The 16,914-nt window shown below is 54.0% G+C and carries 16 protein-coding genes and 1 tRNA gene; 8 read left to right on the forward strand and 9 right to left on the reverse strand.

Annotation, left to right across the window (positions count from 1 at the left end; all coding sequences use genetic code 11):
* Positions 1–18: 18 nt before the first annotated feature.
* Entirely contained in the window at positions 19–1,326 is a 1,308-nt protein-coding gene (locus ACMV5H_RS01275) for an inorganic triphosphatase (RefSeq protein ID WP_223664689.1), read from the reverse strand.
* 278 nt (positions 1,327–1,604) lie between these two features.
* Between ACMV5H_RS01275 and ACMV5H_RS01280 the strand changes: the two genes are divergently transcribed.
* Entirely contained in the window at positions 1,605–2,222 is a 618-nt protein-coding gene (locus ACMV5H_RS01280) for a TIGR04211 family SH3 domain-containing protein (RefSeq protein ID WP_021179496.1), read from the forward strand.
* 108 nt (positions 2,223–2,330) lie between these two features.
* Positions 2,331–3,566 (forward strand): multifunctional CCA addition/repair protein, encoded by a 1,236-nt coding sequence (locus ACMV5H_RS01285; RefSeq protein WP_414821338.1) that lies wholly within the window; start codon positions 2,331–2,333, stop codon positions 3,564–3,566.
* Positions 3,567–3,594: 28 nt separating this feature from the next.
* Here ACMV5H_RS01285 and lldD read toward each other — a convergent pair whose 3' ends face one another.
* The 3 genes from lldD to lldP are packed head-to-tail and all read right to left on the reverse strand — an operon-like array spanning position 3,595 to position 7,186.
* Positions 3,595–4,734, reverse strand: a complete 1,140-nt coding sequence (gene lldD, locus ACMV5H_RS01290; RefSeq protein WP_021806874.1) for an FMN-dependent L-lactate dehydrogenase LldD — start codon at positions 4,732–4,734, stop codon at positions 3,595–3,597.
* A gap of 17 nt (positions 4,735–4,751) precedes the next feature.
* The gene (gene lldR, locus ACMV5H_RS01295) at positions 4,752–5,534 is read right to left on the reverse strand and encodes a transcriptional regulator LldR (protein WP_414821339.1); all 783 of its coding nucleotides are present in this window, start codon (positions 5,532–5,534) and stop codon (positions 4,752–4,754) included.
* Positions 5,531–7,186 carry an L-lactate permease gene (gene lldP, locus ACMV5H_RS01300; protein ID WP_414821340.1) on the reverse strand — a complete coding sequence of 552 codons (1,656 nt, stop codon included), beginning with the start codon at positions 7,184–7,186 and terminating at the stop codon, positions 5,531–5,533. The genes lldR and lldP overlap by 4 nt, the downstream gene beginning before the upstream one ends.
* Positions 7,187–7,517: 331 nt before the next feature.
* Between lldP and ACMV5H_RS01305 the strand changes: the two genes are divergently transcribed.
* The gene (locus tag ACMV5H_RS01305; protein WP_414821367.1) at positions 7,518–7,667 is read left to right on the forward strand and encodes a type II toxin-antitoxin system CcdA family antitoxin; all 150 of its coding nucleotides are present in this window, start codon (positions 7,518–7,520) and stop codon (positions 7,665–7,667) included.
* A gap of 165 nt (positions 7,668–7,832) precedes the next feature.
* On the opposite strand, the gene bacA is transcribed toward ACMV5H_RS01305, so the two are convergent.
* A complete protein-coding gene (gene bacA / locus ACMV5H_RS01310; RefSeq protein WP_414821341.1) occupies positions 7,833–8,660 on the reverse strand; it encodes an undecaprenyl-diphosphate phosphatase in 828 nt (275 codons plus the stop codon).
* 140 nt (positions 8,661–8,800) lie between these two features.
* Positions 8,801–9,160, reverse strand: coding sequence for a bifunctional dihydroneopterin aldolase/7,8-dihydroneopterin epimerase (folB, locus tag ACMV5H_RS01315; protein WP_021806879.1), 360 nt, complete (start codon positions 9,158–9,160; stop codon positions 8,801–8,803).
* Between the two features lie 107 nt (positions 9,161–9,267).
* Here folB and plsY point away from each other — a divergent pair, with 107 nt between their 5' ends.
* The gene (gene plsY / locus ACMV5H_RS01320) at positions 9,268–9,906 is read left to right on the forward strand and encodes a glycerol-3-phosphate 1-O-acyltransferase PlsY (RefSeq protein WP_021179487.1); all 639 of its coding nucleotides are present in this window, start codon (positions 9,268–9,270) and stop codon (positions 9,904–9,906) included.
* 31 nt (positions 9,907–9,937) lie between these two features.
* Here plsY and tsaD read toward each other — a convergent pair whose 3' ends face one another.
* The gene (gene tsaD / locus ACMV5H_RS01325) at positions 9,938–10,951 is read right to left on the reverse strand and encodes a tRNA (adenosine(37)-N6)-threonylcarbamoyltransferase complex transferase subunit TsaD (protein ID WP_115159962.1); all 1,014 of its coding nucleotides are present in this window, start codon (positions 10,949–10,951) and stop codon (positions 9,938–9,940) included.
* A gap of 324 nt (positions 10,952–11,275) precedes the next feature.
* Between tsaD and rpsU the strand changes: the two genes are divergently transcribed.
* The 3 genes from rpsU to rpoD all read left to right on the forward strand — a co-directional run bounded on the left by rpsU (position 11,276) and on the right by rpoD (position 15,374).
* Entirely contained in the window at positions 11,276–11,491 is a 216-nt protein-coding gene (rpsU, locus tag ACMV5H_RS01330; RefSeq protein ID WP_001144069.1) for a 30S ribosomal protein S21, read from the forward strand.
* 138 nt (positions 11,492–11,629) lie between these two features.
* Positions 11,630–13,378: a DNA primase gene (gene dnaG, locus ACMV5H_RS01335; RefSeq protein ID WP_059201884.1), complete on the forward strand. Its 1,749-nt coding sequence runs from the start codon at positions 11,630–11,632 to the stop codon at positions 13,376–13,378.
* Positions 13,379–13,535: 157 nt separating this feature from the next.
* Positions 13,536–15,374 (forward strand): RNA polymerase sigma factor RpoD, encoded by a 1,839-nt coding sequence (gene rpoD, locus ACMV5H_RS01340; protein WP_414821342.1) that lies wholly within the window; start codon positions 13,536–13,538, stop codon positions 15,372–15,374.
* A gap of 49 nt (positions 15,375–15,423) precedes the next feature.
* Here the strand turns inward: rpoD and mug are convergent, their stop codons facing one another.
* Complete coding sequence (mug, locus tag ACMV5H_RS01345; protein WP_071682895.1) at positions 15,424–15,912, reverse strand: G/U mismatch-specific DNA glycosylase; 489 nt, start codon at positions 15,910–15,912, stop codon at positions 15,424–15,426.
* Positions 15,913–16,060: 148 nt separating this feature from the next.
* Here mug and ACMV5H_RS01350 point away from each other — a divergent pair.
* Positions 16,061–16,137 (forward strand) — tRNA-Ile (locus tag ACMV5H_RS01350).
* A 418-nt stretch (positions 16,138–16,555) separates the two neighbouring features.
* Here ACMV5H_RS01350 and ACMV5H_RS01355 read toward each other — a convergent pair.
* Complete coding sequence (locus tag ACMV5H_RS01355) at positions 16,556–16,855, reverse strand: DUF1889 family protein (RefSeq protein WP_414821343.1); 300 nt, start codon at positions 16,853–16,855, stop codon at positions 16,556–16,558.
* Positions 16,856–16,914 lie beyond the last annotated feature (59 nt).

The following is a 16,914-nucleotide window of genomic DNA, read 5'->3' on the forward strand; positions in this document are numbered from 1 at the left end:
CCGGCAGGCCCGCTGGAGTTAACGAACCGCGCCGTTTAACCAGAATGGCGCATGGGATAATGCCTGTTTGCGGCTGGCTTCGTACCAACCCTGACGACGCTCGGCAATGGCTGATTGCAGTTCGCGCCAACTGTCGATATACGGCCCGGTTTCGCTATCCGGATAGGCACCAGAAAGCAGGATAAACGCCAGCACCTGGCGCGTCAGGCGTGGCAGTTGCTCTTGATATTCATCTTCATTCAGGGTGCGCGTAAAGGCTTCTTTCAGCTCTGCGGCGCTACGGCCCAGCATGATATCGCTAAAACGCTTGAATGAACCCTCCAGCTTAGCCTGCGATTTGGCATCGATAAACGGCCGCCATGCGCCGGTGATCAACCACGATGTGAGTGCCAACTTACATTGCAGATACTCCGTGCCGTAGCACAGCTCCTGCGGCTGGGTGGTTTTATCCACCAGCAAAGGCTCCAAAGCCGTCAGCCGAGCGCGCAGATCGGTGCTTGCCTTGCGCGGAACCAAACCGCCAAAGATCACCAGCGCCTGGCGGATCAGACCGATGGCTTCCATTACCGCACGGCGTGCCTGCTTGTCGCCACGCAGCCACAGCTCTTCGTGATACTGCCAATGGCTCAGCGCCAGCTCGAAAGCGGCAACCATGCCTTGTTCTACCGTGGACTTAGGTGCAGGCTTCATCACGCTTAATGGGCGTAACTCACGTTCGGCATTGCCCTGCGCCAGATGATAGCCCCGAGCCGCTTTACTGAGGCTACCCTGGCGTAAACCACCCTGTTCCGCCAATGCGGCTGCCAATGCCAGCAAATCAGCAGTCTCACCGCTTTTCAGCTCCAGTTCCAGCTCGCATAACGGTTCAGCGAGGTCACCCGCGCGCACTTCACCCTGGTCGAGGCCAATCTCAATCTCGCTTGCGCCGTAAGTGACCACCCACTTTTCACGCACAAAGTCAGTACGGAACAGCGGCTGCAACGCCTTTTGCAACGGGGCCAGCTTGCAGCCCTCCGGCCAGATATCCGCCGGGAATTTTTTCAGCGCCAGCGCGGGTTTGGCGATGGCGACGTTAAATTCCGGCCGCTGGTGCAGCCCCCCCACCACCGAACCGGCGGTTTTGATGGTCATTTCATAGCTATCGTCAAAACCGCGAATACGCAGGCCCATATCATGGTTGCGCAGGAAGTTGTCGGCGGTTTCATAGTAGATATTGGTCAGCTTCTGCGGCGCAGAATGCTGATTAGGCCAGGCGGCAATCCGCTCCGGTAGGCTGGCAATCGCTGCGGGGGAAACAATAAACTTCAGTTCTATTTCAACGCTCATAGTTCTTTTACACCAATAGATTAGGCATTCGCGTGAGTCTTCACGGCGGCGGAGTCTGCCGGCCGCACTCAGCCCGACGACGCACAGTGAGAGTATCTTACCGCGATTCCCCCTGACTTGACTCTGCCAACTGCAGAAAAAACCTGTTACGTTATAGAATGCTGCGCAACTGACGGGATTTAGCATAGTAAGATAGTTCCCATTCCGGTTTTGGCGTTGCGCCGTCAGACTGAACGCTCTACTATCGTTCCATAAATCCACGCAGAAACGATGACATAATGCAGAAATTACGCCTGATTTGCCTTGCCGTGCTGAGTTTTAGCATCACTTGGGGCGCACATGCCGAAGATAAACGCTATATCTCCGATGAATTAAATACTTATGTCCATAGCGGCCCAGGTAACCAATACCGTATCGTCGGCACCTTGAATGCCGGTGAAGAAGTCACGCTGTTGAGCGTCAATGACAGCACCAGCTACGGCCAGATCCGCGATTCCAAAGGACGCAGCGTCTGGATCCCGCTGGATCAGCTGAGCCAGACGCCAAGCCTGCGCACCCAGGTGCCAGAGCTGGAACAGCAGGTGAAAACCCTGACCGACAAGCTGGCCAATATTGATAATAGCTGGAACCAGCGCACCGCCGAAATGCAGCAGAAAGTGGCCGCTAGCGATAGCACCATCAGCGGCCTGCAGCAGGAAAACCAGGATCTGAAAAATCAGCTGGTTGTGGCGCAGAAGAAGGTGAACGCGGTGAATCTGCAACTTGACGACAAACAGCGCACCATTATTCTGCAATGGTTTATGTACGGCGGCGGCGTTGCCGGCGTTGGTTTGTTGCTCGGCCTGCTGTTGCCGCACCTGATCCCACGCCGCAAGAATAATCGCTGGATGAACTGATTGCCGTTCCGCCAGTTTAAGCGCCTACGGGCGCTTTTTTATTGCCTGACGCATCCGCTGCCCAATTGATGTAATCTGATCAAACGAGCTATTGATAGGAGTTAAACCGTGAAAATTTACCTGGTCGGCGGTGCCGTCCGTGACACCCTGCTCAACTTACCGGTAGTGGATCACGACTGGGTGGTGGTCGGCGCAACGCCTGCCGATCTGTTGGCGCTTGGCTATCAGCAGGTGGGTAAAGACTTCCCGGTATTCCTCAACCCGCAAACCCATGAGGAGTATGCGCTGGCCCGCACCGAACGTAAATCCGGCCAGGGTTACACCGGATTTACCTGCTACGCCGCACCGGACGTGACGCTGGAAGAGGATCTGCTACGGCGCGATCTCACCATCAACGCCATGGCGCGGGGTGATGATGGAGTACTGGTTGACCCTTACAACGGCAAGGCCGATCTCGATGCCCGCCTGTTGCGCCATGTCTCCGAGGCTTTTGGCGAAGATCCGCTGCGAGTGTTACGCGTGGCGCGTTTTGCCGCCCGCTTTGCCTCCCTGGGTTTTACCGTTGCCCCTGAAACCAGCGCGCTGATGCAGCAGATGGCCGAAAGCGGTGAACTGGCCTCCCTGACGGCGGAGCGCGTGTGGAAAGAGACCGAGAAGGCATTACAGAGCCAGAGCCCGCAGGTGTATTTCCAGGTGCTTCGCGACTGCGGAGCGTTGAAAGTGCTGTTCCCGGAAATCGACGCCCTGTTTGGCGTGCCAGCTCCAGAGAAATGGCACCCGGAAATTGATACTGGCGTACACACACTGATGACGCTGGCGATTGCCACCCAGCTCAGCCCCGAGGTAGATATCCGCTTCGCGGCGCTGTGCCACGATCTCGGGAAAGGCATCACGCCGCAAGAACTCTGGCCACACCACTATGGCCATGGCCCTGCGGGCGTCAGGCTGGTTGAGAAGCTTTGCCAACGGCTGCGAGTGCCTAATCCAGTACGTGAGCTGGCGAAGCTGGTGGCGGAGTACCACGACCTGATCCACACGGTCAATAAACTGCGGCCAGAAACGCTGTTAAAACTGTTTGATGCCATCGACGTGTGGCGTAAACCGCAGCGGCTGGAGCAGATGATCCTCACCAGCGAAGCCGATGCCCGCGGGCGTACCGGTTTTGAAAACAACCCTTATCCGCAGGGCGATTACCTGCGCCAGGCCTATCAGGTCGCCAACGCGGTTTCGGTCAAAGAGGTGGTGGAAAGTGGCCTGCAAGGGCTGGCGATCCGCGACGAGGTCAAACGCCGCCGTCAGCAGGCGTTGGCGGACTGGAAGAAACAGCAAGAACCTCAGCCTTAGGTAAAACGGGCGCGGTATGCGCCCCTACCTACCCCTCCAGCACCAACGAATCACGGCTGATTTCAGCGATACTTTTCGCCCCCGTGAGCGTCATCGCTACGCACATCTCTTTTTTGATCAATGCGAGCAGATTTTCTACCCCAGCCTGGCCCGCTGTCGCCAGCGCATAGAGATAAGCACGCCCAAGCAACACACTGTCCGCCCCAAGCGCGATCATGCGCACCACGTCTAATCCGCTACGTATCCCGCTGTCTGCCAGGATGGTGATATCCCCTTTCACCGCATCGGCAATCATCGGCAACGCACGAGCAGAAGAAAGCACCCCATCCAGTTGGCGACCACCGTGGTTGGAAACCACAATCCCGTCAGCACCAAAACGCACGGCATCACGTGCATCGTCAGCGTCGAGAATGCCCTTTATCACCATCGGTCCCTGCCAGAAATCACGGATCCATTCCAAATCACTCCATGAAATCGAAGGGTCAAAGTTGGCCCCCAGCCACCCGATATAATCTGCTAGTCCGGTGGGCTTTCCGAGGTAAGCGGAAATATTGCCCAGATCGTGCGGGCGCCCATTCAGGCCAACATCCCACGCCCAGGCAGGATGGGTAACGGCTTGCCAATAGCGCCGCTGGGCGGCATAGGGGCCACTCATTGCCGAATGTGCATCGCGGTAACGGGCGCCTGGTGTCGGCATATCCACGGTGAAGACCAAGGTGGTACAGCCCGCGGCTTTCGCCCGCTCCAAGGCATTACGCATAAATCCACGATCCTTCAACACATACAGCTGGAACCACATGGGCCGCTTGATGGCCGGCGCCACCTCTTCGATTGGGCACACCGATACGGTGGAAAGCGTAAACGGAATACCTTGTTGTTCTGCGGCGCGCGCGGCCTGCACCTCCCCACGGCGGGCATACATGCCACATAACCCTACCGGGCCAAGGACAACAGGCATGGCCAAAGTTTCGTTAAACAGTTTGGTTTCCAGGCTGAGCGCCGACATGTTCTTAAGAACACGCTGCCTCAATGCGACCTGAGCCAGATCTTCCACGTTACGCCGTAAAGTGTGTTCGGCATAAGCGCCGCCATCAATGTAGTGAAACAGAAACGGCGGCAGTTTACGTTGTGCCGCAGCGCGATAATCCGTGGCTGCTGAGATAATCATCAAACGATCTCCCTTTGTTACGGTGAATTGTCATCAGGAAGGCGGGTTATACGCGCCTGCCTGGCCTCGTCTTCATGCAGATTTTTAATGGTGGAATGCACGAATCCCAGGTGAGATTTGGCCGCTTTACCCGCCCGTTCAGGATCGCCTGCCAGGATCGCCAGCAGCAGTTCCTCGTGCTGTTCAGTCAGCCGGGTGAAAATCGTCGGCTGGGTGTACATACGCTGGCGGCTATGCATGACGGAGGTGCGCATTAAATCGAAAAAGCCGCGCATGGTTTGCAGCAACACCACGTTGTGTGAAGCCTCGGCAATCGCCAAATGGAAGCGCACATCCGCCTGAGCGGCAAGTTCAGGATGATCGCTCTCCTGAAGCGCTAACATGGCGTCAAAGCAAGCCTGTAGCTTCTCTTTGTCTGCGGCGGTGGCGCGCATTGCCGCATGCCAGGCGGTGCTGGCCTCAATGGCGTGGCGAGCTTCCAGAATGTCATAACGATAGTCAGGATCGTCGGCAACCAAGGTTCTCAGCGGTTCCACGATGCATTGCTCCGACCAGGGGGAAAGCTCGTCGCAGACATAGGTTCCGCCGCCACGTCGGCTGATGAGCGCTTTTTCACCAATCAGTTTTTGAATCGCCTCACGTAAAGAGGAACGCGAGACACCCAACTCGTTGGCCAACTGGCGCTCGGCAGGCAAGCGCATCCCCATTTCCAGTTGGCGTTCGCGGATCATCACCTTGATACGCTCAACCAAACGATCGGCCGAGCGTAGTGGCTCAATGGGTTGAAGATTTACAGTCATGGGATCATCCAGGTTAGCCAGTAAGCCTGAAGCGTAGTAATAACCCCCACCATACAGGTGAAGATCAGGCTGTGTTTTACCGTAAAGCGGAACAGGTCAGACTCTTTCCCCACCAACCCCACGGCGGCACAGGCAATCGCGATAGACTGTGGTGAAATCATTTTGCCTGTGACTCCACCGGTGGTGTTAGCCGCAACCAACAGCACATCCGAAACGCCGATCTGCTGGGCGGTGGTGGCCTGCAGAGCGGCAAACAACGCGTTGGACGAAGTGTCTGAGCCGGTCAGGAATACGCCCAACCAGCCAAGGAACGGTGAAAAAAAGGTGAACGCGCTACCGGTATGCGCCAATGCCAGTGCCAAGGTTGCCGACAGGCCGGAATAGTTGGAAATAAAGGCAAAGGCTAACACCATGCCAATGGAATAAATGGGCAACATCAACGCCTTTAGCGTTTCAGCCAACGTGGTGAGCGCGTCTTTGGGCTTCATGCGCAGGTAAATCACAGAGGCGATCGCAGCAACCATAATGGCGGTGCCGGTGGCAGAGAACCAGTCAAGTTTGAAAACGGCGACATAAGGCGTGATGTTTGCCACCACCGGCGGCATTTTGGCCACCAACTTATCCAGAAAAGGCACCGGAATAGAGAACACCCAATCGTACAGCGCACCACCTTGAGCGAACAGCGCTTTAAACGGCGGGATGCTCCACAGGGTGACCGTAGCGGTCAGGAAAATAAACGGCATCCAGGCGCGAATAATCTGCCCTAAAGCATAGTGCTGCTGCACCAGCGTTTGGTCGGCGACGGCCCCCTCGGCATTATCAAAACGGAACAGGCGTTTTGGCTGCCAAACCCGCAGAAACAGCGTCAGGCATACCAGTGAAACCAGCGAGGAGATGATGTCTGGCAACTCTGGCCCAAGAAAGTTGGAGCTGAGATACTGCGCCAAGGCAAAGCTTCCCCCCGCCACAACCACCGCAGGCCAGGTTTCTTTAATGCCGCGCCAACCGTCCATAATCGCCATGATCCAGAACAGCACGATAATCGTCAGGAACGGCAATTGGCGCCCGACCATCTGCCCGATTGCAAAGCTGTCCAACCCGGTCACCTGGCCCGCAACGATAATCGGGATGCCCATCGCGCCGAAAGCCACCGGGGCGGTGTTGACGATCAGGCAAAGCCCTGCGGCATACAACGGATTGAACCCTAGCCCAACCAACAAGGCGGCGGTAATGGCTACCGGTGCGCCAAACCCGGCGGCACCTTCCAGAAAGGCACCAAAACAGAAGCCAACGATCAGCATCTGTAAACGTTGGTCGGGGGTGATAGAGAGAATGGAAGAGCGGATGATGTCAAACTGCCCGGTCTTCACCGAAATCTGGTAGACAAATACTGCGGCAATAATGATCCAGGCTATCGGCCACAACCCGTAGAAAAAACCATAAACCACCGCAGCAAGCGCTCGATCGATGGGCATCCGGTAGAGGAATAACGCCACCAGCAAAGCTATACCAACGGTTAACGTTGCTGCAATATGCCCCTTGAGCTTCAGTTTAATCAACGCCAAGAAAAAAAACGCAATGGGCAGCGCCGCGACCGCACTTGATAGCCAGATATTACCAATGGGATCATAAACTTGTTGCCAGACTTCCATGTAGTTAACTCCCGCGATTATTTACATACTCCTCCGCTTAATGGGTCGTACTAACAGGGCGAAGTCATATGATTGATAACCGATAGTTAACTTACTGTTAAAAACATGCAATGTGTCTGTTTGGGTTTTTGCCGTTTATGTGCCAGAGGTTCACATTTTTCCGGCATTGGTCGGACCAAAAGTGGGGAGAAGGGGTGCTAAATGAGCAAGATTAAGCAGCACCATTATTTGGGGACCCCTCGCGCTATCGCCTTTTTAAATATGTGTATGATGTGGTACAGACAACAGCAGGAGTACATACATGACAGTAAATAATAGACTTATTAACAATATGGTTATTAACCTTAACGCCAGCTTTGCTGCCAAACTACATAATCACGCAACGAAAAAATGGCAGGAAGAAAACAAGGGAACTCTCGAGGCATTAAATCGTTTTCATGATGAACACGGCTGTTTCAGCGATGAGTACAGAACGTTTTAACAATGCAATTCACCGTCTACTGCAAAAACGGCAATAGATTTCCTCATTGATGGAATTTGAAGCCACTGGTAGCGACCAATCGAATGCGCCAACACAAGTAATATGAACATAGTGGGCCAAGAGCCCACTATTGGAGAAGAGAAAACGTTCGAGCTGGTGCCAGAATTAATTAATAAACACCATGTAGACCGCCGCCGCGACGATAAAGCGGTAGATGGCGAAAGGCACAAACGAGATACGCTTGATCAACTGCAGGAAGGTCTTGATGGCGATTAGCGCTACCACAAACGCGGTAGCGAAACCGACGACAAACATCGGCAGGTCACTGAGCGTCAGGAAGTGCAGGCTCTTGTACAGATCCAGGCCGCTGGCCCCGATCATCATTGGCACTGCCAGAATAAAGGAGAACTCCGAGGCCGCAAAACGGCTCACGCCCACCAGCATGCCCCCCGAAATGGTAGAGCCGGAACGGGAAAAGCCAGGCCACAGCGCCAGACACTGGAAGCAACCGATCAAAAAGGCCTGCCGATAGGTAATATCATCCAGCCCGACCGCGCTTGGTTTTTTCGGTTTCAGCCATTCGGCGGCCAACAGCAACAGGCCCCCGACCACTAACGCATACATCACGTTTTTCGGTTCAAATAGCGATTTGATCATATCGTGGAGCAGCAACCCCAGCGCTACCGCCGGGATCATCGCCAGCAGGATATGGCCCAACTTCAATTGCCCTGCCGTCTGTCCTTCATGAGGAACAGGTTTGCCACCAAAGTGAATGCCGATCAGGCCAAACAGACGGCGCCAGAACACCACTACCACCGCCAGGATCGAACCCAGTTGGATAATAACTTCGAAGGTTTTCGCCTTATCGCCGGTAAAACCCAGTAACTCACCAACGATAATCATGTGCCCGGTAGAGGAAACCGGCAGGAACTCTGTCAGCCCTTCGACTACCCCAAGCACGAATGCCACAAACAATGAATGCATGTCCGCCATCAGACCACTACCCCATTTCAAATTTAACGCTATTAAAGGTACGAGCACAAAAAAGCGGCAGTGTTCAATACCTTGCCGCTTAAACAATTCTAGTTACAGACCAGCATATCGGTCTTTAGTTGCATATTGGTGACAACTTGTCAGGCTGGGCGCTGACCGCGTTCGATGATCACCCCAACCCGGCTGGCGTGCGCGACTGCACCCGGCTTGCTGACCTTAATACGGACCCAGGGAGATTTAAAGCGCCGTAGCAAAATTTCGGATACCTCCTCTGCGACACGCTCCACCAGCGCAAAACGATTGGGCTGCACATGCTGGATGACCGCATCGCTGATATCGGCATAGCTTAGGCAATCATTCACATCATCGCTGGCGGCCGCCTGGCGGTTGTCCCACGCCATTTCGATATCGAACACCAGCTTTTGCGCAATGGTTTGTTCCCAATCATAAACGCCAATGGTGGTGATCACGGTAAGCTCTTCAATAAATACGATATCCATCACGTCATTCTCAGTTTTTGGCCTTGCCGGATACCACTTCCGACGGAATATGCGTATTATCCATAGATGTTGCGAGTAAAACGACCATTATTAGACGGAACCGCGTTATGAGTGCTACCGCGCTTGGCATGATTATCTTCGCGTATCTGTGTGGCTCAATTTCCAGCGCGATCCTGGTTTGCCGGATCGCCAGGCTACCGGATCCGCGTGAACATGGATCGGGAAATCCAGGGGCGACTAACGTCCTGCGTATCGGCGGCCGCCTGGCGGCGGCTACGGTGTTGGTGTTCGATATACTAAAAGGGATGCTGCCAGTCTGGTTGGCCTATGCGTTCAACGTCCCACCGCTGTATCTGGGCCTGACGGCAATCGCCGCCTGTCTTGGGCATATCTACCCGGTGTTCTTCCACTTCCGTGGGGGCAAGGGCGTGGCAACGGCGTTCGGTGCCATTGCGCCGATCGGCTGGGATCTCACTGGCCTGATGACCGGCACCTGGCTGTTGACCGTGCTGCTGAGCGGCTATTCCTCGCTCGGGGCGATCGTCAGCGCGCTGATTGCACCGTTCTATGTCTGGTGGTTCAAACCGCAGTTTACCTTCCCGGTAGCGATGCTCTCTTGCCTGATCCTGATGCGCCATCACGACAATATCCAGCGCCTATGGCGCGGCCAGGAAGGGAAAATCTGGGGTAAGTTCCGCAAGAAGAAAGACGGTGTTTTAGAACAGGAAGAACACAAAGAAGAATGATTGAAAGGCCGGAAATTCCGGCCCTTGGCTTTTACACCGCAGGCAGCTCTGCCAGCGGCCAACGTGGGCGTACGGTAACGCCCAACTCCGGGTTACCCCCGTTCTTCATTCGAACCATCCCGGCATAAGCGATCATCGCCCCATTGTCGGTACAGAATTCCGGGCGGGCATAGAACACTTCGCCACCGCGTTTTTTCATGAGCTCTGCCAGCTTGCTGCGCAACGTGCGGTTGGCACTGACGCCACCGGCCATCACCAGGCGTTTAAACCCGGTCTGCTCCAGCGCGCGTTTGCATTTGATCGCCAGCGTATCCACCACCGCATCTTCAAAAGCACGGGCAATATCGGCACGGGTTTGATCGTCGTTGCCGTTAGAGCGGATGGTATTGGCGGCAAAGGTCTTCAGGCCGGAGAAACTGAAATCCAGCCCTGGGCGATCGGTCATTGGGCGTGGGAAGGTAAAACGCCCTTCAGTGCCCTGCTGCGCCATTTTCGACAGCATCGGCCCGCCGGGATAATCCAGCCCTAACAGCTTGGCCGTTTTGTCGAACGCTTCGCCAGCGGCGTCGTCAACCGACTCCCCCAGCAAAGTATATTCACCGATCCCGGTCACGCTGATCAGTTGGGTATGGCCGCCAGACACCAGTAGTGCCACAAACGGAAACTCCGGAGGGTTGTCTTCCAGCATCGGTGCCAGCAAGTGGCCTTCCATATGATGCACCGGCACCGCAGGCACGCCCCAGGCAAACGCCAACGCGCGGCCAATGGTTGCCCCAACCAACAAGGCCCCCACCAGACCCGGCCCGGCGGTATACGCCACGCCATCGATATCGGTAGGCTTCAGGTTCGCCTCTTTCAGTGCGGCCTGGATCAGCGGCACTGTCTTGCGCACGTGATCGCGGGAAGCCAGTTCTGGCACCACACCGCCGTAATCGGCATGCAGTTTCACCTGGCTGTAGAGTTGGTTGGCTAACAAACCGGCTTGATCGTCATACACTGCAATACCGGTTTCATCGCAGGACGTTTCTATACCCAATACGCGCATTACATTTCCCATCATTCACGTGCGGCCGCCAGTTTATCACAATCAACGCCATTTACCGCCAGCCTGCAGCACCCTGGCCGCGATGGTGCGCTATGTCGATGATTCACAAGGTTGCCCGCCGGGTGATTAAAAACGAGCAATTTTTTCTGATTAGTCTATAATCGGCGGCCGATGCATAATTGCGCGAGTTTGCCGGAACGCGGCGTGTTTCAATTTGCTATGGTGCTTTACAAAGCAGCATCCATTGAAGTAAAATTCCGCACCATTTTGAAAAGGCTGGCGCTTGGCCAGCAGCAAACCGAATTCTATTGAGGTGAGAGGCACATGCCGGTAATTAAAGTACGTGAAAACGAGCCATTTGACGTTGCACTGCGTCGTTTCAAGCGTTCCTGCGAAAAAGCGGGTGTTTTGGCTGAAGTTCGTCGTCGTGAGTTCTATGAAAAACCGACTACCGAACGTAAACGCGCTAAAGCTTCTGCAGTAAAACGCCACGCGAAGAAACTGGCTCGCGAAAACGCACGCCGCACTCGTCTGTATTAATCCTTCGGGGGTAACCCCACCGCGTGATTTTTGTTCTTTTTCAAGAACACGCAGACCGAGTAGTTGCATACGAAGGCCGTGCTTTCCGAAAGGAATGCGCGGCTTGTTCTCGTTTATAGGCAATCGTAACAGGGGCTTATGGCTGGACGAATTCCGCGTGTATTTATCAATGACTTGCTGGCTCGCACCGACATCGTCGATCTGATCGACGCCCGGGTAAAGCTTAAAAAACAGGGCAAGAACTATCACGCGTGCTGTCCGTTCCACCACGAAAAAACGCCTTCATTCACCGTTAATGGCGACAAACAGTTTTATCACTGTTTTGGTTGTGGAGCGCACGGTAACGCCGTCGACTTCCTGATGAATTACGACAGACTCGAGTTTGTCGAAACCATCGAGGAACTGGCCACCATGCACGGGCTGGAAGTGCCTTACGAGGCAGGCACCGGACCGACGCCAATCGAACGCCATCAGCGTCAAAGCCTATATCAACTGATGGAACAGCTCAGCGCGTTCTATCAACAGTCACTGCATCAATCCAACGGGACGCAGGCGCGCAACTACCTGCAACAGCGCGGATTGAGTGACGACGTTATCCGCCATTTTGCCATCGGCTTTGCACCTGCCGGTTGGGATAATGCGTTAAAACGTTTCGGGCGTGATACCGACAGCCGGGCAGCACTGAACGATGCCGGAATGTTGGTGACTAACGATCAAGGGCGCACTTACGATCGCTTCCGCGAGCGTGTGATGTTCCCCATCCGCGACAAACGCGGGCGGGTAATCGCTTTTGGTGGACGCGTACTGGGCGACGGTATGCCCAAGTACCTGAACTCGCCGGAAACCGAAGTATTCCACAAGGGCCGTCAGTTGTACGGCCTGTATGAAGCACAGCAGAGCCACGCCAACCCGCAACGTTTGCTGGTGGTCGAAGGCTACATGGACGTGGTGGCGTTAGCGCAATATGGCATTGATTATGCCGTTGCCTCACTCGGAACCTCGACAACGGCTGAACATATTCAGCTGCTGTTCCGCGCTACCGATAACGTTGTGTGCTGTTACGATGGCGACAGGGCTGGCCGTGAAGCAGCCTGGCGCGCGTTAGAAACCGCACTGCCCTATCTGAACGATGGGCGTCAGTTACGGTTTATGTTTTTGCCAGATGGCGAAGACCCGGACACCTTGGTCCGTAAAGAAGGCAAAGACGCCTTCGAACAGCGAATGGAGCTGGCGCAGCCGCTTTCCACTTTCCTGTTCGAAACGTTGATGCCACAGGTCGACCTGAGCAGCCCGGATGGCCGTGCCAAACTGAGTACCTTGGCGCTACCGCTGATCACTCAGGTGCCGGGCGAGACATTACGTCTCTACCTGCGCCAACAGCTAGGCAGCAAACTGGGCCTGCTGGACGATAGCCAGCTCGACAAGCTGATGCCCAAACAGGCGGAAAATGCGAATACTTATCAGGCGCCCCAGCTAAAACGCACAACCATGCGTATACTGATAGGATTACTGGTGCAAAATCCGCGTTTGGCTACACTTATCCCTTCTCTGGAAGGGCTAGAGCAGACTAAACAGGCGGGTTTACCGCTATTTGTTGAACTGGTGCAGACCTGTTTAGCGCAGCCGGGCCTGACTACCGGCCAGTTGCTGGAGCTGTACCGAGATAACAAATTGAGCCCGCAGCTTGAAACCTTGGCGACATGGAACCATATGATCGTTGAGGAACAAGTTGAACAACACTTTTTAGATACTCTGACGAATCTCTATGACTCGGTGCTGGAAAAACGTCAGGAAGATTTGATCGCACGTGACAGAACGCATGGCCTGAATGCAGACGAACGCAAGGAACTCTGGTCATTACAACTGGCATTGGCGAAGAAAGACTGAATACCAAACGGCTTAAGTGCCGATAAATGCGAGGGCAGAGCCCTGCAATATGCCGCCACAGTGGGCCGCGGCAACAACAAAAACGCCCCAAATGCTATTGTTGGCGGTTTCGCCGACCGACACCAACCCAAATACTCTGAAGTGTGGATACCGTCTTATGGAGCAAAACCCGCAGTCACAGCTTAAACTTCTTGTCCAACGTGGTAAGGAGCAAGGCTATCTGACCTATGCTGAGGTCAATGACCATCTGCCGGAAGATATCGTCGACTCCGATCAGATCGAAGACATCATCCAGATGATTAACGACATGGGCATCCAGGTGATGGAAGAAGCACCGGACGCCGATGACCTGCTGCTGGCTGAAAATACCAACAGCACAGACGAAGATGCGGAAGAAGCTGCCGCTCAGGTGCTGTCCAGCGTAGAATCTGAAATCGGGCGTACCACTGACCCAGTGCGCATGTACATGCGTGAAATGGGTACCGTTGAATTGCTGACGCGTGAAGGCGAAATCGACATCGCCAAGCGTATCGAAGACGGCATCAACCAGGTGCAGTGCTCGGTTGCAGAGTACCCTGAAGCCATCACCTATCTGCTGGAGCAGTACGATCGTGTCGAGGCTGGCGAAGCACGCCTGTCCGATCTGATCACCGGCTTCGTCGATCCTAACGCGGAAGAAGACATCGCCCCTACCGCCACGCACATCGGTTCTGAATTAACCACCGAAGAGCAGGACGACGACGACAAAGACGAAGATGAAGAAGACGAAGCTGAAGACGACAACAGCATCGATCCTGAACTGGCGCGCCAGAAGTTTACCGATCTGCGCGATCAGTACGAAGCCACTCGTCTGGTTATCAAAAAGAACGGCCGTAGCCACTCCAGCGCAGCAGAAGAGATCCTGAAGCTGTCTGAAGTGTTCAAGCAGTTCCGCCTGGTGCCAAAACAGTTCGACTTCCTGGTCAACAGCATGCGTACCATGATGGATCGCGTTCGTACGCAAGAACGTATCATCATGAAGCTGTGCGTTGAGCAGTGCAAAATGCCGAAGAAAAACTTCGTCACCCTGTTCGCCGGCAACGAAACCAGCGACACCTGGTTCGCAGCGGCACTGGCAATGGGTAAACCCTGGTCAGAGAAGCTGAAAGACGTTAATGAAGATGTTCAGCGCAGCCTGCAAAAACTGCGTCAGATCGAAGAAGAAACCGGCCTGACCATCGAGCAGGTGAAAGACATCAACCGTCGTATGTCGATCGGTGAAGCGAAAGCCCGCCGCGCGAAGAAAGAGATGGTTGAAGCCAACTTGCGTCTGGTTATCTCGATCGCCAAAAAATACACCAACCGTGGCCTGCAGTTCCTGGATCTGATCCAGGAAGGCAACATCGGCTTGATGAAAGCGGTAGACAAGTTTGAATACCGTCGTGGCTACAAGTTCTCGACTTACGCCACCTGGTGGATCCGTCAGGCTATCACCCGCTCTATCGCCGACCAGGCACGTACCATCCGTATTCCGGTGCATATGATTGAGACAATCAACAAGCTCAACCGTATTTCGCGCCAGATGCTGCAAGAGATGGGCCGTGAGCCAACGCCGGAAGAGCTGGCCGAGCGTATGCTGATGCCAGAAGACAAAATCCGTAAGGTACTGAAGATCGCCAAAGAGCCGATCTCCATGGAAACGCCGATTGGTGATGATGAAGATTCACATCTGGGCGATTTCATCGAGGATACCACCCTCGAGCTGCCACTGGATTCTGCCACTTCTGAAAGCCTGCGTTCTGCCACACATGACGTCCTGGCTGGCCTGACCGCACGTGAAGCGAAGGTGCTGCGTATGCGTTTCGGTATCGATATGAACACTGACCACACGCTGGAAGAAGTGGGCAAACAGTTCGACGTTACCCGTGAGCGTATTCGTCAGATCGAAGCCAAAGCGTTGCGTAAACTGCGCCACCCAAGCCGTTCAGAAGTACTGCGCAGCTTCCTGGATGACTAAGGTTTAACAACCTCGTAAGAACCCCGGCTCGCCGGGGTTTTTTTATGCCTTATTTTAACGCCAGGAATAGCTCGCGGTAGCTCTCGGTAAGCTGCTCCAGCGTGGCACGATTCAATCCACTGGGATTAGGCAATACCCACACCTCGGTTTTACCCAGCATCATCTCCTGACGCCCCCAAGCGGCATTACGCACGCCAAACGCACTGCTGAACGCCTGTTTGCCCAGGATCGCCAAAGCACGAGGTTGGTAACGCAGAATTTTTTCTTTGAGCACCTCACCGCCACCGCGCAGTTCATCGCGTGAAAGTTCACTGGCCGCCACCGTTGGGCGCGCGACCAGAGCGGTGATCCCACAACCGTTTTCTTGCAGTTGTAGCCATTGTTCCGGGGCCAACTGGCGATCGGTGAAGCCCGCCTGATGGATCACCTTCCAGAAACGGTTACTGCCATTGGCAAAAGGATAGCCCTGGTGGGCAGAGGAAAGGCCAGGATTGATGCCGCAGAACACCACCTGTAGGTTTGGCGCCAAGAGTTCCATGAGTATCACCAGTCCGTTAAAAGGAATTAACCGCGGTTATCGCAAAATCTGCCTGCAATTACAACAGGCTAGAACTGTGCATAAAAACATCATATGGTTTTATGGGTGTAGACCTGCATCCCATGATTACCGTATAATCACGCCGCCTGGCCCCTTAGCTCAGTTGGTTAGAGCAGGCGACTCATAATCGCTTGGTCACTGGTTCAAGTCCAGTAGGGGCCACCAAATATAACAAGGACTTACGCTAAAAACGTGAGTCCTTTGTTTTTTCAGGATACCGCAACGAAGTATAAGCGAGTTTTACCGGGGGGATTGGTCATTAAAGAAACAAAAAATTGCATGCTCAGACGTGCCATTATGGGCATACCTTTTAATCTTCATGATGTTCCTGATGCTGTAACGGTCCAGAATGTGCAGACCAGATGGCCGCTATTAGCCGATGTGGGGCTTACTCCGAGGAAAATACTCGAACTGGCTAACAGTGATGATGAATCTATTCTTCCCGATAGCCTAATGAGAGAAATTATGGATTCTTTAAACTGGTATAACGAATACCACTCGTAATGTGTGATTGATAGATGGAACGCTCCCACATTGATAGTGAAAGCGCCTAGAGTACTTAACCCATTTGCTAACGGTTAACTCAAACTAGTGCCCGGAGTTCTTCTTGCATGTACGAAGAAAAGTATTCAGGATTTTTAATAACAACACGACCACCAGACTGAATTTTATCAGCCCACCCGGCCACTTTTTTCGTGAACCCGGTATCCCACCCCTCTTTAATACCTCGTGCAGTGACATCGGCTGCACTAGCCGGCACACCTAATTCTCTCAAATACTTAAGTATTCCCTTAGCGGTACTTTCATCCATGGGATGCGGTGTGGGTATTGATGTGTTCATACCGCCAATGAAGTCCAGTGCTTTATCTATTACTGTTGACATACTCTTATCCTTAAAATTAACCACGTAATAAACAAGTTTATAATATGAACCCAAACAAG

The sequence above is a fragment of the Serratia sp. N21D137 genome (assembly GCF_047530005.1).
In the GTDB taxonomy this organism is placed as follows: domain Bacteria; phylum Pseudomonadota; class Gammaproteobacteria; order Enterobacterales; family Enterobacteriaceae; genus Chania; species Chania fonticola_B.